This window comes from Bradyrhizobium sp. 33ap4 (assembly GCF_032654765.1).
GTDB lineage: Bacteria > Pseudomonadota > Alphaproteobacteria > Rhizobiales > Xanthobacteraceae > Bradyrhizobium > Bradyrhizobium australafricanum.
In genome coordinates this window covers 51,218-74,562 of record NZ_JAUMTJ010000029.1, presented here as the reverse complement: position 1 = coordinate 74,562, position 23,345 = coordinate 51,218, and the positions used below count along the sequence as shown (strand labels likewise).

The 23,345-nt window shown below is 64.5% G+C and carries 27 protein-coding genes; 15 read left to right on the top strand and 12 right to left on the bottom strand.

The features are described 5' to 3' along the window. Positions 1–95: 95 nt before the first annotated feature. From Q2M23_RS22735 to Q2M23_RS22710, 6 genes are all read right to left on the bottom strand, one after another. Positions 96–1,091 (bottom strand): NAD(P)H-dependent flavin oxidoreductase, encoded by a 996-nt coding sequence (locus tag Q2M23_RS22735; RefSeq protein WP_168858126.1) that lies wholly within the window; start codon positions 1,089–1,091, stop codon positions 96–98. 248 nt (positions 1,092–1,339) lie between these two features. Then, positions 1,340–1,774: a CBS domain-containing protein gene (locus Q2M23_RS22730; protein ID WP_028331534.1), complete on the bottom strand. Its 435-nt coding sequence runs from the start codon at positions 1,772–1,774 to the stop codon at positions 1,340–1,342. Between the two features lie 300 nt (positions 1,775–2,074). After that, complete coding sequence (gene oxlT, locus Q2M23_RS22725) at positions 2,075–3,391, bottom strand: oxalate/formate MFS antiporter (RefSeq protein ID WP_028331533.1); 1,317 nt, start codon at positions 3,389–3,391, stop codon at positions 2,075–2,077. A gap of 237 nt (positions 3,392–3,628) precedes the next feature. Continuing rightward, positions 3,629–4,921 carry an oxalate/formate MFS antiporter gene (oxlT, locus tag Q2M23_RS22720; RefSeq protein ID WP_076833351.1) on the bottom strand — a complete coding sequence of 431 codons (1,293 nt, stop codon included), beginning with the start codon at positions 4,919–4,921 and terminating at the stop codon, positions 3,629–3,631. A gap of 257 nt (positions 4,922–5,178) precedes the next feature. Further along, positions 5,179–5,316: a hypothetical protein gene (locus tag Q2M23_RS22715; RefSeq protein ID WP_167350443.1), complete on the bottom strand. Its 138-nt coding sequence runs from the start codon at positions 5,314–5,316 to the stop codon at positions 5,179–5,181. Between the two features lie 188 nt (positions 5,317–5,504). Continuing rightward, positions 5,505–5,804, bottom strand: a complete 300-nt coding sequence (locus tag Q2M23_RS22710; RefSeq protein WP_143271215.1) for an autotransporter domain-containing protein — start codon at positions 5,802–5,804, stop codon at positions 5,505–5,507. A 20-nt stretch (positions 5,805–5,824) separates the two neighbouring features. Between Q2M23_RS22710 and Q2M23_RS22705 the strand changes: the two genes are divergently transcribed. Together Q2M23_RS22705 and Q2M23_RS22700 are read left to right on the top strand one after the other, a co-directional pair. Next, a complete protein-coding gene (locus tag Q2M23_RS22705) occupies positions 5,825–6,154 on the top strand; it encodes a hypothetical protein (RefSeq protein WP_316397104.1) in 330 nt (109 codons plus the stop codon). 56 nt (positions 6,155–6,210) lie between these two features. Beyond that, positions 6,211–6,414 carry a helix-turn-helix domain-containing protein gene (locus Q2M23_RS22700; protein WP_168858127.1) on the top strand — a complete coding sequence of 68 codons (204 nt, stop codon included), beginning with the start codon at positions 6,211–6,213 and terminating at the stop codon, positions 6,412–6,414. A gap of 117 nt (positions 6,415–6,531) precedes the next feature. On the opposite strand, the gene Q2M23_RS22695 is transcribed toward Q2M23_RS22700, so the two are convergent. After that, the gene (locus tag Q2M23_RS22695; protein ID WP_076833353.1) at positions 6,532–7,038 is read right to left on the bottom strand and encodes a DUF2147 domain-containing protein; all 507 of its coding nucleotides are present in this window, start codon (positions 7,036–7,038) and stop codon (positions 6,532–6,534) included. A gap of 133 nt (positions 7,039–7,171) precedes the next feature. On the opposite strand from Q2M23_RS22695, the gene Q2M23_RS22690 reads away from it, so the two are divergent. Genes Q2M23_RS22690 through Q2M23_RS22680 form a run of 3 tightly spaced genes read left to right on the top strand, consistent with a single transcriptional unit; the run spans position 7,172 to position 7,982 of the window. Next, positions 7,172–7,573 carry a hypothetical protein gene (locus Q2M23_RS22690; RefSeq protein WP_316397103.1) on the top strand — a complete coding sequence of 134 codons (402 nt, stop codon included), beginning with the start codon at positions 7,172–7,174 and terminating at the stop codon, positions 7,571–7,573. Further along, positions 7,546–7,728: a hypothetical protein gene (locus Q2M23_RS22685; RefSeq protein ID WP_316397102.1), complete on the top strand. Its 183-nt coding sequence runs from the start codon at positions 7,546–7,548 to the stop codon at positions 7,726–7,728. Before Q2M23_RS22690 ends, Q2M23_RS22685 begins: the two co-directional genes overlap by 28 nt. A 5-nt stretch (positions 7,729–7,733) precedes the next feature. Continuing rightward, entirely contained in the window at positions 7,734–7,982 is a 249-nt protein-coding gene (locus Q2M23_RS22680) for a helix-turn-helix domain-containing protein (protein WP_082654019.1), read from the top strand. A gap of 101 nt (positions 7,983–8,083) precedes the next feature. Here the strand turns inward: Q2M23_RS22680 and frc are convergent, their stop codons facing one another. From frc to Q2M23_RS22665, 3 genes are all read right to left on the bottom strand, one after another. Continuing rightward, entirely contained in the window at positions 8,084–9,361 is a 1,278-nt protein-coding gene (frc, locus tag Q2M23_RS22675) for a formyl-CoA transferase (protein WP_057020269.1), read from the bottom strand. 59 nt (positions 9,362–9,420) lie between these two features. Then, positions 9,421–11,154 carry an oxalyl-CoA decarboxylase gene (oxc, locus tag Q2M23_RS22670; protein WP_316397101.1) on the bottom strand — a complete coding sequence of 578 codons (1,734 nt, stop codon included), beginning with the start codon at positions 11,152–11,154 and terminating at the stop codon, positions 9,421–9,423. Positions 11,155–11,243: 89 nt separating this feature from the next. Further along, entirely contained in the window at positions 11,244–11,939 is a 696-nt protein-coding gene (locus tag Q2M23_RS22665) for a GntR family transcriptional regulator (RefSeq protein WP_050387017.1), read from the bottom strand. A gap of 217 nt (positions 11,940–12,156) precedes the next feature. Between Q2M23_RS22665 and Q2M23_RS22660 the strand changes: the two genes are divergently transcribed. The 6 genes from Q2M23_RS22660 (at position 12,157) to Q2M23_RS22635 (ending at position 17,381) form a co-directional block, all read left to right on the top strand. Beyond that, entirely contained in the window at positions 12,157–14,286 is a 2,130-nt protein-coding gene (locus Q2M23_RS22660; RefSeq protein ID WP_057020270.1) for an acetate--CoA ligase family protein, read from the top strand. A 229-nt stretch (positions 14,287–14,515) separates the two neighbouring features. Continuing rightward, the gene (locus Q2M23_RS22655; RefSeq protein ID WP_316397100.1) at positions 14,516–15,313 is read left to right on the top strand and encodes a sterol desaturase family protein; all 798 of its coding nucleotides are present in this window, start codon (positions 14,516–14,518) and stop codon (positions 15,311–15,313) included. Continuing rightward, positions 15,300–15,677, top strand: a complete 378-nt coding sequence (locus Q2M23_RS22650; RefSeq protein ID WP_057020272.1) for a hypothetical protein — start codon at positions 15,300–15,302, stop codon at positions 15,675–15,677. Before Q2M23_RS22655 ends, Q2M23_RS22650 begins: the two co-directional genes overlap by 14 nt. A gap of 12 nt (positions 15,678–15,689) precedes the next feature. Continuing rightward, the gene (locus Q2M23_RS22645; RefSeq protein WP_024579640.1) at positions 15,690–15,887 is read left to right on the top strand and encodes a hypothetical protein; all 198 of its coding nucleotides are present in this window, start codon (positions 15,690–15,692) and stop codon (positions 15,885–15,887) included. A 40-nt stretch (positions 15,888–15,927) separates the two neighbouring features. Continuing rightward, positions 15,928–16,236: a DUF6166 domain-containing protein gene (locus Q2M23_RS22640; RefSeq protein WP_229189927.1), complete on the top strand. Its 309-nt coding sequence runs from the start codon at positions 15,928–15,930 to the stop codon at positions 16,234–16,236. Between the two features lie 35 nt (positions 16,237–16,271). Then, positions 16,272–17,381 carry a Zn-dependent alcohol dehydrogenase gene (locus Q2M23_RS22635; RefSeq protein WP_316397099.1) on the top strand — a complete coding sequence of 370 codons (1,110 nt, stop codon included), beginning with the start codon at positions 16,272–16,274 and terminating at the stop codon, positions 17,379–17,381. 6 nt (positions 17,382–17,387) lie between these two features. Here the strand turns inward: Q2M23_RS22635 and Q2M23_RS22630 are convergent, their stop codons facing one another. Together Q2M23_RS22630 and Q2M23_RS22625 are read right to left on the bottom strand one after the other, a co-directional pair. After that, on the bottom strand, positions 17,388–18,146 hold the full coding sequence (locus Q2M23_RS22630) for a GntR family transcriptional regulator (protein WP_057020274.1): 759 nt from the start codon (positions 18,144–18,146) through the stop codon (positions 17,388–17,390). 106 nt (positions 18,147–18,252) lie between these two features. Continuing rightward, positions 18,253–19,665 carry an MFS transporter gene (locus tag Q2M23_RS22625; protein WP_316397098.1) on the bottom strand — a complete coding sequence of 471 codons (1,413 nt, stop codon included), beginning with the start codon at positions 19,663–19,665 and terminating at the stop codon, positions 18,253–18,255. A 364-nt stretch (positions 19,666–20,029) separates the two neighbouring features. Between Q2M23_RS22625 and Q2M23_RS22620 the strand changes: the two genes are divergently transcribed. The 4 genes from Q2M23_RS22620 (at position 20,030) to Q2M23_RS22605 (ending at position 23,233) form a co-directional block, all read left to right on the top strand. Then, positions 20,030–20,437: a hypothetical protein gene (locus tag Q2M23_RS22620; protein ID WP_057020276.1), complete on the top strand. Its 408-nt coding sequence runs from the start codon at positions 20,030–20,032 to the stop codon at positions 20,435–20,437. Between the two features lie 148 nt (positions 20,438–20,585). After that, complete coding sequence (locus tag Q2M23_RS22615) at positions 20,586–21,365, top strand: NYN domain-containing protein (RefSeq protein ID WP_057020277.1); 780 nt, start codon at positions 20,586–20,588, stop codon at positions 21,363–21,365. 214 nt (positions 21,366–21,579) lie between these two features. Next, positions 21,580–21,969 carry a DUF1236 domain-containing protein gene (locus tag Q2M23_RS22610; RefSeq protein WP_016842369.1) on the top strand — a complete coding sequence of 130 codons (390 nt, stop codon included), beginning with the start codon at positions 21,580–21,582 and terminating at the stop codon, positions 21,967–21,969. Positions 21,970–22,171: 202 nt separating this feature from the next. Beyond that, complete coding sequence (locus Q2M23_RS22605) at positions 22,172–23,233, top strand: 2-dehydropantoate 2-reductase (RefSeq protein WP_316397097.1); 1,062 nt, start codon at positions 22,172–22,174, stop codon at positions 23,231–23,233. The last annotated feature ends 112 nt before the right edge of the window (positions 23,234–23,345 follow it).

Sequence of the window (23,345 nt, the reverse complement as noted above, 5' to 3'; positions counted from 1 at the left end):
TCGGAGGATGGACGGCCCGGCTGGTGGCCGTCGACCCTTCGAGACGCGCTTCGCGCTCCTCAGGGTGACGGATAACACTCGTGCTCCGCTCCGGCCTATTCCGCGGCCTGGCGCTTGGCGCCGGACATCATCGCTTCCAGCCGCTCGCGAATGATCGCTTCCGCTTCGTGGACGATGCGCGACACCAGCTCGGCGCAGGACGGAATGTCATGGATCAGGCCCTGCACCTGGCCGGCCGACCAGATGCCTTCGTCGGCATCACCCGACGCGTAGACCATCTTGCCGCGCGCGCCGGCGACCAGCTCGCGCACATCCTCGAACTTGGCGCCTTCCTTCTCCATCTGCACGACCTTGGTCGAGATCGCGTTCTTGGCGACGCGCGAGGTGTTGCGCATGGTGCGGAAGATCAGCTCGGTCTCGCGCTCGTCATTGGCGACGATGCGTTCCTTTACCAGCTGATGGATCGGGCTCTCCCTGGTGCACATGAAGCGCGTGCCCATGTTGATGCCTTCGGCGCCGAGCGCGAGCGCTGCGACCAGGCCGCGGGCATCGCCGAAGCCGCCGGAGGCGATCATCGGGATCTTCACCTTGTCGGCGGCGGCGGGGATCAGGATCAGGCCGGGGGTGTCGTCCTCGCCGGGATGGCCGGCGCATTCAAAGCCGTCGATCGAGATCGCGTCGGCGCCCATCCGCTCGGCGGACAGCGCGTGGCGAACGCTGGTGCATTTGTGCAGCACCTTGATGCCGTGCTTCTTGAACTCGTCGACATGCTCCTGCGGCTTGTTGCCGGCGGTCTCGACGATCTTGATGCCGCTCTCGATGATGGCCTGGCGGTATTCGGCGTAGGGCGGCGGCTTGATCGCGGGCAGGATGGTCAGGTTGACGCCGAACGGCTTGTCGGTCAGCTCGCGGCAGCGCGCGATTTCCTTGCGCAGATCGTCCGGCGTCGGCTGTGTCAGCGCGGTGATCATGCCGAGCGCGCCGGCATTGGCGACGGCGGCAACCAGCTCGGCGCGTCCGACCCATTGCATGCCGCCCTGCACGATCGGGTGGTCGACGCCGAACATTTCGGTGAAACGTGTCTTGATCATTCTGCCCTCGTTTCCATCAGGATTTTCCGCGGCGCGGACGGCGGCGCACGGTGTTGTTATGGATGTCGAGGGGAAGGATGCAGTCCTGTCCGTCAATTGTCTACCGGCGACCTGCGGCGCGCGCCCATGCGGAAATGACGGGCCGCGGCGGTCAGGCGAGGGCGGGACGGAAATCTTTCGTCATCTGTTCAGGCGCTCGTGATCGAACACGCAGCGCCTGGCTGAGAGCAAGGCAAAGCAGGCGCTTGTTACGCCGGCACGGCGTCCTTCTTCGACGCGGCGGTCTCCTCGTCGAATGCGGCGGCGATGTCGCGCATGCTGACGACGCCGATCAGGCTGTAATTGTCGATGACGGGCACGTGGCGAATGTGGTGCTTGGTCATGAGATGACGGATGTGCTCGAGCGTGTCGCTCGATGTGCACGACACCAGCTGCTGCACCGACACGAACTGCGACACCTTCATGCTTGCGCCCGCCGCACCGTGCTCGGCGATCGCGCGCACCACGTCGCGCTCGGTGAACATGCCGACGGCGGTGTTACCCTCGGTGCGAACGACATCCTTGACCACGAGCGCGCTGATATTGCTGGCGCGCATCAGTTGCGCGGCGATCGCCACCGTCTCGTTCATGCGCACCGTGGCGACGCGGGGGGTCTTCTTGCGCAGGATATCTCCGACTTGCATGGCAACCTCCTGGGTTATCGTTGACTGGAGTCTGGTATACAAAATGCCAATTGTCAACGTGGCTGTCACAGAAATCTACCATCAGCAAAATGCTTAAATAGGCAGGTTTGCTGACATTTCCGACGATTGTGAGTGGCCGTGGGCGGCGCGGGCGATCTGCCGCACTAAGCGTGGTGGCATCTGGCATCCCTGAGCTGGCAAAAAAGAGACGAGGCGCACCGAAATGCGCCTCCATCAGTCTCCGGGGAAATGTCGGGACCAAGCGGTCCTGATCGGGTGGTCTTTAGCCAAGCCGTCTTGTTAAGCCGTCTTGGCGCTCGTCGCGGTCTCTTCCGCGGCGGCAGCCTCGTTGCCGTTGATGAAGGCGCGGCGCATCGGCTTGATCACGAACAGCGCCATCAGCGCCGCGGTGGCGTTGAGGGCGACCGCGATCACGAACACCGCCTGCCAGCCATAGCTGGCGGCAACGATGCTGGCGGCAGGCACCAAGAGCGCTGCGGTGCCCTTCGCGGTGTAGAGCATGCCGTTGTTGGTGGTCGCGAACTTCGAGCCGAAGGTGTCGCCGCAGGTCGCCGGGAACAGCGAGTAGATCTCCCCGAACACGCCGAAATAGACCGCGGTCGCCAGCACGAACACCACCGGGTTGTGACCCCAGGTGGATAGCGTGAGCAGCATCAGCGCGCCGGTACCGAACGCAATGAACATGGTGTGCTCGCGGCCGATATTGTCGGACACCCAACCGAAGAACGGCCGTCCGAAACCGTCGAAGATGCGGTCGAGCGAGATCGCAAAGGTCAGCGCGGCCATCTGGAAGCCGGCGAGCGTGACCGGCGTGTTCGCGATCTTGTAGTCGTGCGCGATCGGCGCGATCTGCGCCGCCGCCATCAGGCCGCCGGCGGCGACCATCACGAACACCAGATACATCACCCAGAAGATCGGGCTGCGCAGCACCTGCGGCGGCGTGAAGTCGACCTTGGTCTGCGGCAGATTGAGCTGCTTCTTCTTCGGCGGGATCGAGACCGCGGGCGGCTGGATGAAGAAGGCGAGCAGGAAGACGATCAATCCCTGTCCGATGCCGAAATCGAAGAACGCGGTCTGATAGCCGCTCGCGGCGATCATCTTTGCAATCGGCACCACCGTGAGCGCGGCGCCGGCGCCGAAGCCGGCCGCGGTTGCGCCGGCGGCGAGGCCGCGGCGATCGGGAAACCACTTCAGCGCGTTGCCGACGCAGGTGCCGTACACCGCACCGGCGCCGATGCCGCCGAACACGGCGGCGGTGTAGAGCAGGGCGAGCGAGTCGGCATAGGAGTTCAACACCCAGGCGAGCGCGATCATGATGCCGCCGAACATGATGACGAGCCGCGGGCCGTATTTGTCGACGAACCAGGCCTCGACCGGCACCAGCCAGGTCTCGGTCACCACGAAGATCGTGAAGGCGAACTGGATCGCCGCGCGGCCCCAGTGATGCGCGCCGTCGATCGGATCGACGAACAGCGTCCAGCCATATTGCAGGTTCGCGATCATCGCCATGCAGACGATGCCCATGACGAGCTGCAGCCAGCGGAAGCCGCTGGACGAAGGTTGAGCTTGTGTGACGGCAGTATTGCTGGAAACCATCAAGTCCTCCCGAGCGCGCTGGTCTTGTGACCGAGTGTCGCAATTATTGTGGCGTATCGTCGCAAGCGCCCGGCGGAAGTTGGTATACTATATTCCAGAAAGCAAGCCCTTCATTCCGCTGCAACGCAGCAAATCTGACATTCGACGCGCCGGTCCAGACGGCATCTCGTGGCCAGCCAAAATGAAAAGCGCCCGGCTTTTGGCCAGGCGCTTCGCAGGCTGTGGTGAGGCGGTTGCTCAAGCCGTAGCCGATTTCGCGACCACGATTTTTCGCCAGGGCTTGAGCAGCATGATCGCGAGCAGCGAGGCGAGGATGTTGGCGCCTGCCGCGATGATGAACACCTTGTCCCAGTTGCCCGACGATTGCTGCATGTAGTTGGCGATCGGCACCAAGAGCGCCGCGGTGCCCTTCGCGGTGTAGAGCAGGCCCGCATTCGTGGTGGCGAACTTGGCGCCGAACGTATCGGTGCAGGTCGAGGGGAACAGCGAGTAGATCTCGCCCCAGGCAAAGAACACGAAGCCCGAGAGCAGCACGAACCAAACCGGGTCGTGTCCCCAGAGGTAGAGCATCCAGATGCCGATGCCTTCCATGCCGAAGGCGATGAACATCGTGTTCTCGCGGCCGATCATGTCGGAGATCCAGCCGAAGAACGGACGCGTCAGGCCGTTGAGGACGCGGTCGATGGTTGCCGCGAAGGTGACTGCCGTCATCGTCACCGCCATCAGCGTGACCGGCACGCTGTCGACCTTCCAGTCGACCGCGATCGGCTTCAGGTTCGCCGTCACCATCAGGCCGCCGGCGCCGACGATCACGAACATGAAGTACATCAGCCAGAAGATCGGCTGCCGCAGCACTTCGGTCGGCTGATAGTTACGCCGGGTCTGGATGATGTTGGCGTTCGCCACGACGGCCGGCACCTGTCCGGCCTTCGGCGCCAGCAGGAAGAAGGAGAGCAGCACGATGATGATGCCCTGGCCGAGACCGAAATACAGGAAGGTGGTCTGGAAGCCGGAGTCCTTGATCATCGCCTGGATCGGCGCGACCGTGAGCGCCGAGCCTGCGCCGAAGCCGGCAGCGGTGATGCCCGCGGCAAGTCCGCGCTTATCCGGAAACCATTTCAGCGCGTTGCCGACGCAGGTGCCGTAGACGCCGCCGGCGCCGATGCCGGCGATGATCATGCCGAGATAGTAGCCGTTCAGCGACGTCGCCTGGGCGTTGATCGCCCAGCCGAGTGCGCAGAGGATGCCGCCGACCAGCACGACGATGCGCGGACCGTATTTGTCGACGAACCAGCCTTCGACCGGCACCAGCCAGGTCTCGAACAGCACGAACAGCGTGAAGGCCCATTGGATCGATGCGCGATCCCATCCGAATTTCTTCTGGATGTCGGGGACGAAGAATGTCCACCCGTATTGATAATTTGCGATCATCACCATCGCGGCGACGCCGATCGCGAGTTGCATCCAGCGATAGGTGTCGCTGACACGCGCGGCCGCGGGGGCCGCAGTTGCCTGAACCATGTCCGACATAGATCCTCCCAGTGCGCCCCTTGTCGTTGCTTATGAGCGCGCGATGGCCATCTTGGTATCCGATATGCCAAGGTTCAAGCTGTCGCAGGGGCAGCGCGCGCTTATGCCGCACAGGACTCAGCCCGGGCACCCCGGGAGAGTAGTTCAGCGCGCAAGGAAATGGCCCCGAAAATCGGGGCCATTGGTCGAAGGTTCAATGTCAGGTCGCATCTTGCGACGAAAGCTGCATCGGCGGAGAGCGCCGGAAATCCCTTGGCTTAGAGGCCGAAGCGCGGCAGGTCGCCGTTGCGATTCGAAATCTCCGCGCTCTTCATCAGCAGGCGGTCGATCGAGGCCAGCAGGCGGCCGAACAGGGTGGAGGAGGGCGCAAGCGTCAGTACAGTGGTCTTGGACATTGGTGTCCCCTTTCATTGGAGGCCAGCAATGGGCCGGCGCATCATCTGCAGCCAAACTATGTATACCAGATGCCAGATACAACGGACTTGTTTGCATGGCAGCATGCACGACTGTGCAATGCAGCAAAATCGGCGGATCGGATTCCGGATCGGCGTGGATGGGGCGGGAGCCAGGCGGCGACGCCGGGTCAGAATTTCCAGCTAAAACTGGCCTTTACCGAGTGGTCCTGGACCCGGTCGGCAAGCTGGCCGACATAGGCGATGCCGATGCTGGCCTGCGGTGTGACCCGCAGGTCGAGGCCGCCTTCGACCAGTGCCGCGTTCCGCGCCAGCGGCACGCCGGCCACGGTGAATCCGGTTCCCAGGCCCTGGAACGCGAGCGCCGATGTCGGGGTCACGTCGCCGAAGGCGTACTGCCAGGCCACCGCCTGTTCGCCGGCGTCGGCCGCCTGGTCGATGCGGAGGTGGTGAGCTTCACCGAGTTCCATCGTCCGAACGTGCCCGCGGCATGCAGGCGTTTGCGAAGCACATGCACTCGCATCCGTTCTGGCAGCACGATCCGGCGTTCTATGGCGAACGCGCGCTGCGCGAGTCGGATTTCTTCAGCGACGAGGAATTCGTCGAGCTGCCGATTGCCAAGGAGGTGTTCCTGCCGTCGGGGGCGCGGCGGATCATGGGGATCGCGTTCGAGCACGCCGGTTATGTGGTCACGGTTGTCGGGCATCGCGTGGTGGGACGGCCGGCGTTCAGCGACGAGGAGCGCGACCGGATGCAGGGTTTTCGTCCGCACATCCTACGCGGCTACCGCCAGGCGCAGGAGCGAACGCTGCGGCGCTGACACCGAGCGACCGCCTGCGTCTGGCATTTCCCGCGCTGACGCCGCGCCAGATCGAGGTGGCGTCGTGGATCGCGCAGGGCAAGTCGAACGAAGAGATCGCTGCTATCCTCGGCGTCGGGCTCGATTCCGTGAAGGCGCACGTCAAGGCGATCAACAGCAAGATCGATTCCGACAGCCGGCGCGCCGCGATCGTCATCGCCCACACCACGCCGCCCTTCGCCGATCTGCCGCCGCTGTGGAAGCTCGGCCTCGAAGATTGAGGCGGGCGGCGCGTTCATAAAAGAAGGCCGCCCAAATGCGGCGGCCTCGAGTGAGCGGGTTTGCTTTTCTTCTTGGCCGATGAAGGGTCGGGGCCAAGTCCCTTCACCGCATTCGCTTCACCGCGTCCAGTCTTCGCCGGCGCACAGCGTTCCCATGCAGCCGCGAACGTTCAGCGTGCCCGGCGACACCAGCGTCACCGAGCTCTCATAGGTCTTGCCGTCGTCGGCGTTGTAGATCCGGCCGGCCCATTTGTTCGGGCCGGCGGGCTGCATGTTGATGAACAGCGACATGCCTATGACCGGTCGGGTGCGCTGCGCGCGATCGGCATTCTTGTCGTCGAGCTGCGGCTTGCCGGTGGCCCTGTCTGTCGGCTCCTTCAACCAGACGACGCGGCCGCACAGCGCGCTGCCGCAGCGGTGGACCTTGATCCTGGCGTCGCCGGATTGGGTCAGCCAGACGCCGGCCGGATCGTTGGCCTTGTCGCTCGCCTTGGCGGCATCGGCGGGGCTGCCGAGCAGCGGGATGTGGAACGCGGCCACGATCAAGCGGCGCGTGAGGTGAGCGTGGATCAATTGCTTCAGGGCCTTGCGCAGGCCGTTTTGGTCTGGGATTACCGTCATCATCCACCTTCTTCATGAAAAACTTCATGATAAACATGAACTAAATCACGTTTAAGGTTGAGTCAATGACATTGCCTGGGCATGATGCAATCCGGCCGTACCGGCTTTTTGGCAAAGAATTTTTCGGATGGGTGCGATGGGGAAATCGGTTCGTGAGCAGCGCCAGCTCTGGTTTCGCAGGCTCGATCGGGCGTTCTGGTTGATCTGGGCGGCGTTGCCGGTGGTGTTGTGGCTGGCCTATTACCGCACCACCACGGCGTCGGCGACGATCGCCGAGAGCCTGATCGGCGAGCAGGCGAAGTGCGCCAGCATCGTCGCCAACCCGCTCACCATGTCGGCCAAGGGCCAGGTGCTGTTCTGGTCGCTGTTCGCGCTTGGGGTATCGTTTTACGCCGTGCTGATCGGCATCCTACATCGCATGGTGAACCGATTCGCCAACGGACGGATCTTCGTGTCCGAAACCTGCAGGGTGTCTGGTGGATGGGGATCTTCCTGGTGGTCTGGCCGTTTGTGGATACGATCACGACCATCGCGGTGACCTATGCGCTGTATCAGCTTGGCGACATCAAGTTCTTCCTGCCGAGCTACGGCGTCGACGTCGGCACGGTCGCAGGCGGCGTGTTCCTGATGGCGCTGAAATTCGTGATCGAGCAGGCCATCCTGTTGCAGTCCGAAAACGATCTGACGATCTGAGGGTGATGCTTGTGCCCATCGTGGTGAACCTCGATGTCATGCTCGCAAAGCGCAAGCGCCGCCTCGGAGACCTCGCGGACGCGATCGGCATTTCGATCCAGAACCTGTCGATCCTGAAGACCGGCAAGGCGAAGGCGATGCGCTTCTCGACGCTGTCGGCAATCTGCCGCGAGCTGGACTGCCGGCCGGGCGATATCCTGGAATATGTGCCGGGCGATGAGGGCGGCGAAGGCGAGAGCGGCGAGGGTGGTTGATCCGGCGTGCGGTCGACAGCGGCGCGGGACCGCAAGTTCCTCCCAAAACAAAATGGCCGCGGTTGCCCGCGGCCATTCGTGTTTCTGCTTGAGCGCTGCCTTTACTCGGCCGCCTGCTTGCGCGGCGGGTCGAGCGCGCCGGAGTCGTGGATCTCGGCGACCTGGTGATCGCTGAAGCCGAGCACCTCGCGCAGGATCTCGTCGGTGTGCTCGCCGAGCAGCGGCGAGCGCTGAACGTCGCTCGGCGAATCCGAGAGCTTGATCGGGTTGCCGACCGAGACGTACTTGCCGCGGGTCGGATGATCGACCTCGACCACGGTGCCGGTCGCGCGCAGCGACTGGTCTTCGGCGATCTCCTTCATCGACAGGATCGGACCGCAGGGGATGTCGTCCTTGTTGAGGATCTCCATCGCCTCGAACTTGGTCTTGGTCATCGTCCACTGCTCGATGCGGGCGAAGATCTCGTTGAGGCGCGGCAGGCGGGCCGGCGGCTTGGCGTAGTTCGGATCGGTCTTCCAGGTCGGCTCGCCGATCACGTCGCAGATCTTCTCCCAGACCGGGGCCTGGGTGATGAAGTAAATGTAGGCGTTCGGATCGGTCTCCCAGCCCTTGCACTTCAAGATGCGGCCGGGCTGGCCGCCGCCGGAATCGTTGCCGGCGCGCGGCACGGCATCGCCGAACGGAATGCCTTCGCCGAACTGGCTGTATTCCTTCAGCGGACCGTGGGCGAGCCGCTGCTGGTCGCGCAGCTTGACCCGGGCGAGGTTGAGCACGCCGTCCTGCATCGCGGCGGTGACGCGCTGGCCCTTGCCGGAGTGGGTGCGATGGTACAGCGCAGTGACGATGCCGAGCGCGAGATGCAACCCGGTGCCGCTGTCGCCGATCTGCGCGCCGGTGACCAGCGGCAGGCCGTCGCGGAAGCCGGTGGTCGAGGCAGCGCCGCCGGTGCACTGCGCGACGTTCTCGTAGACCTTGCAGTCCTCATACGGGCCGGGGCCAAAACCCTTGATCGAGGCGACGATCATCTTCGGGTTGATGGCCTGGATCTTCTCCCAGGGGAAGCCCATGCGATCGAGCACGCCGGGGCCGAAGTTTTCGACCAGCACGTCGCACTGCTTGATCAGCGCGGTCAACACTTCCTTGCCCTTCGGGTTCTTGGTGTCGAGCGTGATCGAGCGCTTGTTGTGATTCAGCATGGTGAAATACAGGCTGTCCACGTTCGGGATGTCCTGCAGCTGGCCGCGCGTGATGTCGCCGACGCCGGGACGCTCGACCTTGATCACGTCGGCGCCGAACCAGGCCAGCAATTGCGTGCAGGTCGGACCCGACTGGACGTGGGTGAAATCGAGAATGCGAACGCCCTTCAGCGCCTTGGTCATAATGTTTGCTCCGTACTCTATATGCCCCTGCACCCGCAGGGAGTGATGGGGGTTAGGGGTTACTTCTTCTTCTGCAGAACGCTCTGCGGATTGAGGTTGCCGATGCGGCCGCTCTCCGAGCCCGCCGCCGGATCGATCACCGCGTTGATCAGCGTCGGCTTGCCGGAATCCAGCGCTGCATTGACCGCGCGCTTCAACTCGTCCGGCGAGGTGGCGTTGACGCCGACGCCGCCGAAGGCTTCCATCATCTTGTCGTAGCGCGAGCCCTTGACGAACACGGTGGTCGCCGGATCGTCGCCGGCGCTGTTGACGTCGGTGCCGCGATAGATGCCGTCATTGTTGAAGATCACGACGCAGATCGGCAGCCTGTAGCGGCAGATGGTCTCGATCTCCATGCCCGAGAACCCGAACGCGCTGTCGCCTTCGACCGCGAGCACGGGCAGGCCGGTCTCGACCGCAGCGGCGATCGAATAGCCCATGCCGATGCCCATCACGCCCCAGGTGCCGACGTCGAGCCGCTTGCGCGGCTTGTGCATGTCGACAACGCCGCGGGCGAGGTCGAGCGTGTTGGCGCCCTCGTTGACGAAGATGGTGTCCGGACGCTCCGCGATGATGGCGCGCAGCGCGCCGAGCGCGCCGTGGTAATCCATCGGCGAAGCGTTGCTCATCAGCTTCGGCGCCATCTTGGCGACGTTGTCGTCGCGCTTCTTGGCGATGGTCGAGAGCCAGTCCGTGGGCGCCGCGGTCCAGTTCGCGCCCATGGCGTCGAGGAACGCCGACACGCAGGAGCCGATATCGCCGACCACGGGGGCGACGATCTCGACGTTGGAATCCATTTCCTTCGGCTCGATGTCGACCTGGATGAACTTCTTCGGGGCTTCACCCCAGGTCTTGCCCTTGCCATGCGAGAGCAGCCAGTTGAGGCGGGCGCCGATCAGCATCACGACGTCAGCTTCCTTCAGCACCGTCGAGCGCGCCGCACCCGCGCATTGCGGATGCAGATCGGGCAGCAGGCCCTTGGCCATGCTCATCGGCAGGAACGGCACGCCGCTCTTCTCGACGAAATTCTTGATCGCCTCGTCGGCCTGCGCGTAGGCCGCGCCCTTGCCGAGGATGATGAGCGGACGCTTCGCGCTCTTCAGGACGTCCAGCGCGCGCTTGACCGAAGACGGGGAGGGGATCTGCTCGGGCGCGGCGTCGATCACCTTGACTCGCGACTTCTGACCGGCGTCGGCGTTCATCACCTGCGAGAACAGCTTTGCGGGCAGGTCGAGATAGACGCCGCCGGGACGGCCCGACACCGCGGCGCGGATCGCGCGCGCGAGGCCGATGCCGATGTCCTGGGCGTGCAGCACGCGGAACGCGGCCTTGCACAGCGGCTTGGCGATCGCGAGCTGATCCATCTCTTCATAGTCGCCCTGCTGCAGGTCGACGATCTCGCGCTCGGACGAGCCCGAGACCAGGATCATCGGGAAGCAGTTGGTGGTGGCGTGGGCGAGCGCGGTGAGGCCGTTGAGGAAGCCGGGCGCGGACACCGTGAGGCAGACGCCGGGCCGCTTGGTCAGGAAGCCGGCGATCGAAGCCGCGTAGCCGGCATTCTGCTCGTGGCGGAACGAGAGCACGCGAATGCCCGCCGCCTGGGCCATGCGGCCCAGGTCCGTGATCGGGATACCCGGCACACCATAGATGGTGTCGATGCCGTTGAGCTTGAGCGCATCGATGACGAGATGGAAGCCATCGGTCAGTTCTTGCTCGGTGCCCGGTGCCTCGGACTTCGTTGCGGTATTCAGCATCGGCATCGTCTCCCTGATCGTTCTTTGTTCGGACGATCTGATTGTCGTCTGAAGCGGGTGTGGACTCTCAAATTTAAGTGAACGGTTCTCTACGTGAATAATTCTTGGCCGTGCGCCTCGACGTAGGCGGCAAGCCCAAGCGTGTGGTCGCGCGCGCGCTTCTCGGCAAGCTCGGTGTCGCGCGCTTCCAGCGCCTCGATGATCCCGAGATGCTCGGGCAGCGAGGTCGCGGTGCGGTCCTTGCGGCCGATCGTGAGCTGGCGATAGCCGCGCACATGCAGCAGCAGGTCATTGGTGAGGTCGACCAGAACAGGCGATTCCGACAGCGAGATCAGCGCCTGGTGGAAGGCGATGTTGGCCTTGGAATATTCCTCGACGTGATCCTGCGGCAGGCGATCGTCGCTGAAGTCCTTGAAGAAGTCGCGCAGCGCCGAGATGTCCTTCTTGCGCGCGGTGGTCGTGATCAGGCGCGCCGCCATGCTCTCCAGCGCCGCCCAGGCGCGGATCATGTCGACGATCTCCGCCTTGGTGCGGCGGACCACGACGATGCCGCGGCGCGGCACGGTTTTCACGAATCCGTCCTGCTCGAGCATCGCGATCGCTTCGCGGATCGGCGTGCGGCTGACGCCGAGGCGCTCGGACAGTGCGCGCTCGTCGAGCATCACCGGCTCCGGCGTCGCGTAGATGTCCATCTTCAGGATCGCTTCCTTCAAGGCCTCATAGGCCTTGTTCTTGAAGCTCGTCTCCGGCGCGATCCGGACGATGGCGATATCTGTGTCAGCCATGGTGGGCGACGCCTTGGTCTGTTTCGGTTCTGGCACGACTCGTCTCCTCCTCTTGGAGACGTCTTCTTAGCAGAAGAAATTACCTTAGATTTTTGGCATGCCAAATACCAGAATGTCAAGCTGCCTATATTTTTCGATCTTTTTGGACCTCGACCGACCTTGACAATTGCGTTTTTGGCATACCAAATGCCACGAAATCTGTCCCAGGAGGAAGCCAATGTCAAATTCGAAGGATGCGGTCCGCAAAATTCTCGATGCGGTCAGGGCCGACAAGCGCACGAGCCTCACCGCGCCCGAAGGCAAGGTGGTTTGCGACGCCTACGGCATTCCGGTGCCGAAAGAGGGTGTCGCCAAGTCGGCGGCCGAGGCCGCCCGCATCGCCTCCGACATGGGCTTCCCGGTCGTGATGAAGATCGTCTCGCCAGACATCCTCCACAAGACCGAGGCCGGCGGCGTGGTGGTCGGCGTCAAGAGCGCCGCCGAGGCCGAGAAGAGCTACGAGACGATTCTCGCCAACGCCAGGAAGTACAAGGCCGACGCCAAGATCGAGGGCATCCAGGTCCAGCAGATGCTGGGCGGCGGCACCGAGGTGATTGTCGGCTCGATCACCGACGGCTCGTTCGGCAAGCTGGTCGCCTTCGGTCTCGGCGGCGTGCTGGTCGAAATCCTCAAGGACATCACCTTCCGCCTCGCGCCCGCGACCAAGGACGATGCGCTGTCGATGCTCGACGGCATCCAGGCGCATGAGATGCTGAAGGGTGTGCGCGGCGGCGAGGCGGTCAATCGCGAGGCGCTCGCCGACGTCATCGTCAAGGTGTCGCAGCTGGTCAGCGATTTCCCCGAGATCGTCGAGCTCGACCTCAACCCGGTGTTCGCCACCAGCAAGAACGCGATCGCGGCCGACGTCCGCATCGTCGTCGACTTCAACTACAAGCCGCGCCCGGCGCCGCGTCCGACCGAAGAGATCGTCGCCGCGATGAACCGAATCATGCAGCCGAAGGGCGTTGCTGTGATCGGCGCCTCCGCCGAGGACGGCAAGATCGGCAACTCCGTGATGAAGAACCTCATCAACGGCGGCTACAAGGGCGAGATCTATCCGATCCACCCCAAGGCCGACGAGATCCTCGGCTACAAGGCCTACAAGAGCGTCAAGGACGTGCCCGGCGTGATCGACACGGCGGTGTTCGCGATCCCGGCGAAATTCGTCGCCGGCGCGCTCGCCGAATGCGGCGAGAAGAAAATCCCCGGCGCGGTGCTGATTCCCTCGGGCTTTGCCGAGGCCGGCGCGCCGGAATTGCAGGCCGAGATCGTCGAGGTCGGCAAGAAGTACAATATCCGCCTGATGGGGCCGAACATCTACGGCTTCTATTATACCCCGGCCAATCTCTGCGCCACGTTCTGCACCGCCTATGACGTCAAGGGCCACGCCGCGCTGTCGTCGCAGTCGGGCGGCATCGGCATGGCGATCATCGGCTTCTCGCGCTCGGCCAAGATGGGCGTGTCGGCGATCGTCGGCCTCGGCAACAAGTCCGACATCGACGAGGACGATCTGCTCGCCTTCTTCGAGCAGGATCCCAACACCAACCTGATCGCGCAGCACTGCGAGGACCTGAAGGACGGCCGCGCATTTGCCGAAGCCGCCAAGCGCGTTTCCAAGAAGAAGCCGGTGGTCGTGCTCAAGGCCGGGCGCACGTCTGCGGGCGCGAAGGCGGCCTCGTCGCATACCGGCGCGCTCGCCGGCAACGACAAGATCTACGAGGACGTGTTCAAGCAGTCGGGCGTGATCCGCGCCCGCAGCCTGCGGCAGCTGCTCGAATTCGCCCGCGGCGTGCCGGTGCTGCCGACGCCGAAGGGCGAGAACGTGCTGATCATCACCGGCGCCGGCGGCTCCGGCGTGCTGCTCTCCGACTCCGTGGTCGACAATGGCCTGTCGCTGATGCAGATGCCGCCGGACCTCGATGCGGCGTTCCGCAAGTTCATCCCGCCGTTCGGCGCGGCCGGAAATCCTGTGGATATCACCGGCGGCGAGCCGCCGATCACCTACGTCAACACGGTCAAGCTCGGCCTGTCGGATGAGCGCATCCACGCGCTGATCCTCGGCTACTGGCACACCATCGTGACGCCGCCGATGGTGTTCGCGCGCAACATGGTCGAGGTGAAGAAGGAGATGGAGGCCAAGGGCTTCGTCAAGCCGATCGTCGCCTCGCTCGCCGGCGACGTCGAGGTCGAGGAAGCCGCCGAGTATCTCTACCAGAACGGCATCCCGGCCTACGCCTATTCGACCGAACTCCCGGTCGAGGTGCTCGGCGCCAAGTACAAGTGGGCGCGCGGCGCGGGCCTGCTCTGATCTTCTGAATCTGTCGAATACCACAGGCCGCCCCCATCTGCAATGGGCCGCCGAGATGAACGGGAAGGGCGCGACCAGCCCGATCGCGCGAAACCAAGCCAGGCCTTCCTGATCTTCCAGCGCGGGTTCCGCACCATCTTCTTTTCCGGACCCGCGCGCGGCTGACGAAGCTTGCCTTCCGCATCTGATGTGCTACTGATATATCAGATCAATGACGGAGGGACCCGCGATGGAGTTGGCTGCAACAGGGATGACCGACCGCCAGCGCAAATATCGCGCGACCTACCGCGAGCGCGTGGTGGGCTGGTACAATGGCTGGCTGCATGTCGTGCTGATCTACACGATCGGCTTCACGGCGCTGTACGTCTATCTGGCCAATGTGCGCGACGTGAAATGGTGGGAATACCTCACCATTCCCGTGGTCTTCCTGATCGCAAACTTCTTCGAATGGGCGGTGCATCGCTTCGTCATGCACCGGCCCTCGAATGTGCCCTTGCTGCGCGCGATCTACAGCCGCCACACGCTGATGCACCATCAGTTCTTCACCGAGGAGGAGATGCGCTTCGCCGATCATCACGACTGGCGCGTCACCTTCTTCCCGCCCTATGCGCTCGTGGTGTTTACCCTGATGTCGATCCCGCCGGCGATCGTCGCGGGCCTTGTGATCTCGGCCAACACCGGCTGGCTGCTGATCACCACGACGACCTCGATGTACCTGATCTACGAGTTCATGCATTTCTGCTGCCACGTCGAGGAAAATGCCTTCGTGCGCAACATGCCGTTCGTCAACACCATCCGCCGGCATCATACCGCCCATCACAACCAGTCGATCATGATGGAGCGGAACATGAACCTGACCTTCCCGGTGATGGACTATGTGTTCGGCACCTCCGATCTCAATCGCGGCCTGCTTGGCCACATCTTCAACGGCTACAGCACGCGCCATGTGAAGACCGACATGCGCCGGACGGCGCGGACGCCGCGGGTCATGGCGAAGGAGCAATCGGTGCCGCATGCCGCAGCTTGAGCCCAATCTCGCCGGTCTCGCCTGGTTCGGCCTGCTGTGGAGCGTGTGCTGCATCGGCTTCCTGCAACTGGCCGGGATGTACCCGCTGCGCGGGCGCGCCGTCCTGCCGGTGACGATGACCACCGCATTGTGGGTGATGCTGCTCGCCGGCACGCTGGCATTCGCGCTGGCCGAATTGCGCTGGACCACAATCGTTGTCGTCGGCGGCGTGCTGTTCTTGTTTCTACCCGGGCTGTTTCAGGCGCTGCCGGAATGGTGGCGCGACGGACGCGCGGGATTGCGGCTGTCCTGTTGCGCCATGATCGCCGCGCTCGCGCTGCTGGTCCGCGTCGCCGCGCCGTCCTTTTCCACGTGGATAACCTGAAGGGAGGTCTCGATGCCAAGCCACATCAAGCTCATGCTGTCGCTGGCCTGCCTCGCCACGGCAGCCTGCGGATACTTTTTCATGGTCTATCTGGGCCAGCAGGGACCGAGCTATGCGGTCGCCTTCCTCGGCGTGTTCGCCACGGTCGCGATGTGGATCTTCCCCGAGGTCGTCAAGAAGGACCTCAAGATGCGTCCGCCGGGATCCTGACCGAGCTCCTGATATGATGCTGCAGCACAGGGAGGATCCGATGGCGAGCTATACCGGGGACCGCACCATCGACGGCATTTCGGTGCTGGTCGACGGCAAGCCGCTGTCACCGCATTACGACCAGCTTCGTCTCACCGAGCATGGGTTTGAATGGAGCTACGAAGGGCCCGAGCCGGCACAACTGGCCTTCGCGCTGCTCTATGACCATCTGCACGATGCCGCTGCTGCGAAAGCGCTGCACGAGTGCTTCATGCGGCGCGTCGTCGCCAATTTCGACAATGAATGGGAGCTCTCCTCGGCCGATCTCGACGAGGCGGTTGCGGCGCTGCGCTCCGGACAGACGGCCTGAGCCCGTGCTGATGCCCCCGGCAGAGAATTCTTGAGATGACCCTGACCTGTCGCGCGGCGGTGCTGCATCAAAGCGGAACGCCGCTTTCCGTCGAGCGCGTATCGCTTGCGCCGCCCATGCCGACCGACGTCGTGGTGAAGGTGCGTGCCGCGGGGCTCTGCCACACCGATCTCGAAGTCATCGACGGATCGTTGCGCTATCCCTTGCCGATGATCCTCGGGCACGAGGCGGCAGGCATCGTCGAGGAAATCGGCAGCGCGGTGCGCGACATCAGCGTCGGCGATCGCGTCATCCTGTCCTGGAATCCGCATTGCGGGCACTGCTTTCACTGCGACCGCGCGCAGCCGATCCTGTGCGAGACCTATCTCGCGCGGGGCGCGGAAGGCGTGCATTTCGACGGCGCATCGAAGGCGCAGCTCGCGGACGGACGCAAGCTGACGCACCTGATGTTCCTCGGCGCGTTCTCGGAATATGTCGTGCTGCCGGCCCAGCAGGCGATCGTCGTGCCGAACGACATCCCGTTCGACCGCGCGTGCCTGATCGGCTGCGGCGTCATGACCGGCGTGGGCGCCGCGCTGAACGTCGCCGCCATCGGTCGCGGCGATACCGTGATGGTCACCGGCTGCGGCGCGGTCGGGCTGGCAGCGGTGCAGGGCGCCCGGCTTGCCGGCGCAGGTGCTGTCATCGCGGTCGACCTCGATGATGCAAAGCTGGCGCTGGCGCGGCAGCTCGGCGCCACGCACGTCGTCAACGCGGCCCGCGAGGACCCGGTCCAGTTCGCAAAGCAGGCGACGGGCGGCCGCGGCGCCGACGTCATCCTCGAGGCGGCGGGCCATCCCAAGGCGTTTCGGCAGACCGCGGAGGCGGTGCGGCCGGGCGGCGAGGTGATCTGGCTCGGCAAGATCGACGTCACGCGGGACGTGAGTTTTCGCTGGGGCGCGTTGATGGGCGAGAAGCGATTTCGCCGCTCGAGCTATGGCGGCGCGCGGCCACGGCGCGACTTTCCCTTTCTGGCGCAGGCCTATCTGGACGGCCGGCTCAAGCTCGACGAACTGATCACAGGCCGCTGCAGCCTCGACAGCATCAATGACGGCTTCGAGGCGCTGCGGCGCGGACGTTCGATCCGTACGGTCGTCGAGCTCTGAGAGCCGTTACAGCGTCGAACGTGCAAAACTCTCGATGTAGTCGATCAGGCTGTCGGACGCCGCGCCCGCGGCGTCGACGCGGCGCTCGGCGATGGCTTCAGCGACGTCGGCATGCAGCCGCGCCGCGAGCGGCAAATCGGCCGCTTCCTTGTAATGCTGGTACCAGAACCGGCGCGACAGGCCATGCATCAGGCCCATGGCGCGGGAGGCGAACTCGTTGCGCGACGCCGCGGAGATCAGGGTGTTGAACTGGTGATCCAGCCGCATGAACAGCAGGTCGTCGGATTTCTCCGCCGCGCGCCGCATGCCGGCGGCGATCTCGGAGAACTGGGTGCGCTGCTCGCTGGTGGCGCGCTCGGCGGCGCCGCGCGCCATCAGCCGTTCCAGCTCGCGCCGGACTTCGAGCAGGCGCAGCTGGGCCCTGAGGTCGATCTCGGACACCAGCACGCCGCGGCGGGCCAGGATGTTGACGAGGCCGTCGCGCGACAGGCGCTGCAAGGCCTCGCGGATCGGGGTTCGGCCGATGTTGAGCCGTTTGGCGAGCACGAGCTCGGAGAGCGCGGTGCCCGGCGGCAGTTGCAGCGTCACGATCAGCTCTTCCAGCTCGGCATAGGCGCGATCGGTGAGCGTGACGTCGCTTTGCGGGAGCGGGGCCGGCGCGGAACCGCGCGGCTTGTCGCCGGCGGCGGACGATTGCCGTGCCGGCCGGCGGCTTCCTGCTGTGCGCACGCGCACCGTGCTGGATCGTTTGCTCGAATTTACCATCAGGATCGTGAGTGCTGCTGTACAGCAGATATCTCACACGCCCGATGGCAATGACAAGGCCGGTAGATCGGCGCCGCGCCGAATCGGACGGCGCGCCGCGCGCCCATCAGTGCGAAATGATTTCCAACGTCCGGCCGCGGGTTTCCTCGCCGAGCAACAGCACCGCAAGCGCCGCCACCACGAACGCGCCGGCGCCGAGCGCAAACACGCCGCCTTGTCCGGCCGCCGGCAGGATCACGCCGATCACATAGGGGCCGATCAGCGAACCGATTCGGCCGACCGCGGAGGCAAAGCCCGTTCCGGTGGCGCGGACATGTGTCGGGTACAGTTCGGGCGTATAGGCGTAGAGCGCCGACCACATGCCGAACAGGAAGAATTGCATGCAGAGGCCGGCAATGATGAGCTGGGTCTGGTCCGCCGCCGAGCCGTAGAAATGGCAGGCGATCGCGCCGCAGAGCAGGTTCATCACCAGCGTCGCCTTGCGGCCCCAGGATTCGACGAGCCACGCCGAGACCAGGAAGCCGGGAATCCCCGCGAGCGAGATCAGGATGGTGTAGAACACCGACTTGGTGATCGGGAAGCCCTTGGCCTGCAGCAGCGCGCCGAGCCACGTGGTCAGGCCGTAGAAGCCGAGCAGCGCGAAGAACCACAGGGTCCACAACATCGTGGTCCGCTTGGCATAGATGCCCGAAAACAGCGTTCTCAGGCCGGTCACTTCGGACGCGGGGGCGGCCACCTGGCGCACCACCGGCGGCAGCTCCTTGCCGCCGAGACGGTCGCGGACCCTGGATTCGATGTCGCGCACGGTCGCTTCGGCCCGCTCCGAATAACCGTGGGACGCAAGCCAGCGCGGCGATTCCGGAACGAAGCGGCGCACCACCAGCACGAACACGGCCGGGATTGCCTGCAGGATGAAGACCCAGCGCCAGTCGGCGACCTGCAGCACGAAGTAGGTCAACAAGCCCGACGCGATGAAGCCGAGCGGCCAGAATCCTTCGAGGAACGCGATGTAGCGGCCGCGGTTGCGCGCCGGCATGATCTCCGAGACCATCGACTGCGCGACCGGAAACTCCATGCCCATGCCGAAGCCGAGCAGCAGGCGGGATGCACCGAGCGCGGTCGCCGTGGTGGACAGACCGCAGCACAGGCTGCCCAGTCCCCAGAAGATCATGCTGACCTGAAAGACGCGGGCGCGGCCGAAACGGTCGGCGAGCAGGCCGGCGGACGCGGCGCCCGCGAACATGCCGAGGAAGCTCATGCTGGACAGCAGCCCGGTTTCCGCCGTCGACAGGCCGAAGGTCTGGCGGATCGAACCGAGCACGAAGGTGAGCGCGGCCAGATCCATGCTGTCGAAGAACCACGCGGTCGCGATGATTCCGAAGATCCAGCGCTGATAGGAGGTGAGCGGCAGGCGTTCGAGCCGCGCCGCGATATCGGCGACCTGCTGCGCCTGCGCGGTTCGCGCAACGGCGGCCGGAGCCCGGCTTCCGGCTGCCGCGGTGACGTCGGAAATGGTCATTGCTGCCTCCCCAAGTGGACATTGATTGGCTCTTGTCGGCCCTTTTAATAAAATGTCACACAGATAGCAGTGATATGTCAATTGCTGATCACGCACAAACTGGCGTGCGCGAACCGGGCTGCCGCACCGGACGGGCCGCGGACACATCGGCGCGTAGCGCGGTCCTCCCGTGATCCGGCCGACCATCCTTGTCGCGTCGGGCATCCTGTGAAGCGGCATCAGGAGCCGGTTAACGGCATCCGAGAAATCGGGGGCTAACAGATAATCCGGCTTTAATGGGGAGCCGACTAAACGTCACGTTGTTGCAAGGTGCCGGATGCCTGGAGGTATCCGATGTTGCGTCGGGCGGAGGCGTTTTCCCCATATGTCAGTTCAGGCCGATCTGGATTTTGCGAGCGACGATCGCGCGAGGGCGCAGATCGGCGCGGCGGTGAACTACCTGCTCAGGGACGCGACCGGCGTCGCGCGTGAGCATGCCGTCGAGACGATTGTCGAGATGGTGCGCGACATCGCAAGCCGGCCGCTCACTGTCGAAGCGGTATCGATTCAGCCGCTGATGAGCGGTGTCGCCTATCGGGATTTTGTCATCGATGCCTACCGGCGCGACATCGATCGCTGGCGCGCGACCATCCGCCGTTCGAACGGCAAGAAGATCCGGATCGCTTCGCCGCCGTCAGTGCGCGACGAGGCGACGACCACAGCGGACGCGATCACCGCCGAGAAGGCCATCGAGTTCGCCAGGCGGGCGATCGACTTGGGCGAGGTGATCTGACCTCGCCGCCTCAAGGCTGGCATCGCCGCGACGTCTTGGCGATGCCGCCTATGCTTGGGACGCGCGATGTGCTCCGATACGGCAGCTGCGCCGGTTCCGCAGCTGTCTGCGGAATTGTCCATTCATCCTGTCCCAGCCGAGAAATGCCATGCCTTCCGAACTCCGTTCGCCTCGTCTGGCCGTCCTGATCGACGCCGACAACGCATCTGCAAAGATCGCCGATGGGCTGTTCGAGGAGATCGCCAAGATCGGCGAGGCCAGCGTGCGCCGGATCTACGGCGACTTCTCCAATCCGAGGTCCAAGGGCTGGGCCGACATCCTGTCGAAGCACGCCATTATCCCGCAGCAGCAATTCGCCTATACGACCGGGAAGAATGCATCCGACATCACCTTGGTGATCGACGCCATGGACCTGCTGCACAGCGGCCGGTTCGATGGCTTCTGCCTGGTGTCGTCGGACAGCGATTTCACCCGGCTTGCCGCCCGCATCCGCGAGCACGGCATCGACGTGTTCGGGTTTGGCGAGCAGAAGACGCCGGAGAGTTTTCGGCAGGCCTGCCGCCGGTTCGTCTATACCGAGAATCTGCGCGGCGGCGCGCCGAGCAATCAGGATGCCGCCGTGCGGGCGCAGCCGTTGCAGCCGCCGGAGGCTGCCACGCCGATCATCAAGAAGGTCATCAGCCAGATGGCGAGCGAAGACGGCTGGGTCACGCTTGGCGAGGTCGGACGGCAGCTGGCCAATTTCGCGTCGGATTTCGATCAGAGGACCTACGGCTTCCGCACCCTCGGCGAACTGGTGCGCAGGACCAACGCTTTCGAGATCGAGTCGAAAGGCGGGACGATGCGAATTCGCATCAAGCCAGCGGCTGCACCGCCGCCAAGACGGCGAGCTCCGAGACGGCGAGCCGATCAAAAATCGCCGGAATGAACGGCGCGCAGTGCGGTCTGTTCTGCACGATCTCTGAATCTGAACCCAGGATGAATGCTGCTTCGAAGGTTGTTCGGAGCAGCATTTTCGTTCGTGCCGGAATCAAGCGAATTGCGCGCGGAACTGGCGTTGCGCGGGTTGCAGCGTTGGAACTGGAACGTTCTCGTTGCTTGCGATGTTGAGGGGGCATCGATCAATTCGGAGGAGGAGAATCATGAACAAGCGTTTTGCTGTGTCCCTTGTCGCTGCTGCGTCGCTGCTCGCGTCCGGCTCGGCCTTCGCGCAGTCCACGACCGCGGCGGGTGCCGCGAACGGCGCGCGGGCTGGCGGCGAAATCGCGGGGCCTGTCGGCGAGATCGTCGGCGGCACGGTGGGTGCCGCGGTCGGCGCCGGCCTCGAGATTCCGAATGCGGTGATCACGTCGATCCCGCGCAACGAGCCGTCGGTGGTGGTGCGTGAACGCGTCGTCGTCGGCGAGCCGCTGCCCGACACCGTCGTGCTGCGCCCGGTGCCGCGCTACACCGAGTATCGCTATGCGGTCGTCAATGATCGCCGCGTGATCGTGGAGCCGCGCACCCGCCGGATCGTCAAGATCATCGACTGATCGCGTCGAGACGTCTGACTACGAAGATCCTCGCGGGCCCATCGCCCGCGGGGATTTTCCTGAGTCCCATGAATACTGGCATGGCACAGGCCCGCTTTTTTCATGAAGCGACCGGTTGGCCTGACGCCGCGATCCCCTAGACTGATCCGCAACGGATGGACGCAGCCAGCGTTCGTCTCAATCAAGAACAGGGGATGGAAGCATGGCTCGGAAGATCGCGATCGTCGGCGCGGGCGCTGTCGGCGGCTACGCCGGTGCGCATATGGTGCAGGCGGGGGAGGACGTCACCTTCATCGATCCCTGGCCCGCGCATGTCGAGCACATGCGCAAGCACGGCCTGCGCGTCACGCACGCGATGGACGTCGCGGAATTCTCGGTGCCGGTGCGCGCGCTTGATGTCACCGACGCGCAGCAGCTGGCGAAAGAGAAACCGGTCGACATCGCCTTCGTCTGCATGAAGTCCTACGACACCGCCTGGGCCACCATGCTGATCCGGCAATATCTCGCGGCGGACGGTTACGTCGTCTCGCTGCAGAACTGTATGAACGAGGAGACCATCGCCGGCATCGTCGGCTGGGGCAAGACGCTCGGCTGCATCGCGAGCAGCATCACCGTCAATTTGCCGGAGCCGGGCCATATCCACCGCGGCGCCGGCAAGGGCGGGGCCGCCCACACCGTGTTTCGCGCCGGCGAGGTGCATGGCCGGATCACCGCGCGGGCGGAGGAAGTCTGCCGCCTGGTCGGTTATTCCGACAGCGCCAAGGTCACCTCCAATCTCTGGGGCGAGCGCTGGTCCAAGCTCGTCGCCAACGTGATGGGCAACGGGCTCTCGGCCTGCACGGGTCTGGCGGGCGGCGAGGTGCTGCAAAGCGAACCGCTGCGCCGCTTCTCGACCCGGCTCGGCAGCGAGGCGATCCGCGTCGGCCAGGCGCAGGGTTATCAGCTGGAGGAGATCCTGCATCTGCCGCCCGAGACCATCGCCCGCGCCGGCGAGGGCGACGAGGCCGCAACGCGTGCCTGCGACGAGCAGCGCTTCAAGGATGCCAAGCGCACCTCATTGGCGCAGCGTCCCTCGATGGGCCAGGACATGCAGAAGGGCCGCCGCACCGAGATCGAATTCCTCAACGGGCTCGTGGTTCGCGAAGGCGAGAAGCTCGGCATCACCTGCAATGCCAATGCCGCGCTGACCGACATCGTCAAGCGCGTCGAGCGCGGCGAGCTCGCGCCGGATCCGCGGCACATCACGGAGCTGAGGTTGAATTGAGTGGCCACGGCCGTCATTGCGAGCGCAGCGAAGCAATCCATCCAGCCGCATGCGCGGATGCATGGATTGCTTCGTCGCTTCAGCGCAAGATTGCTCTGCAATTTTGTCGCGA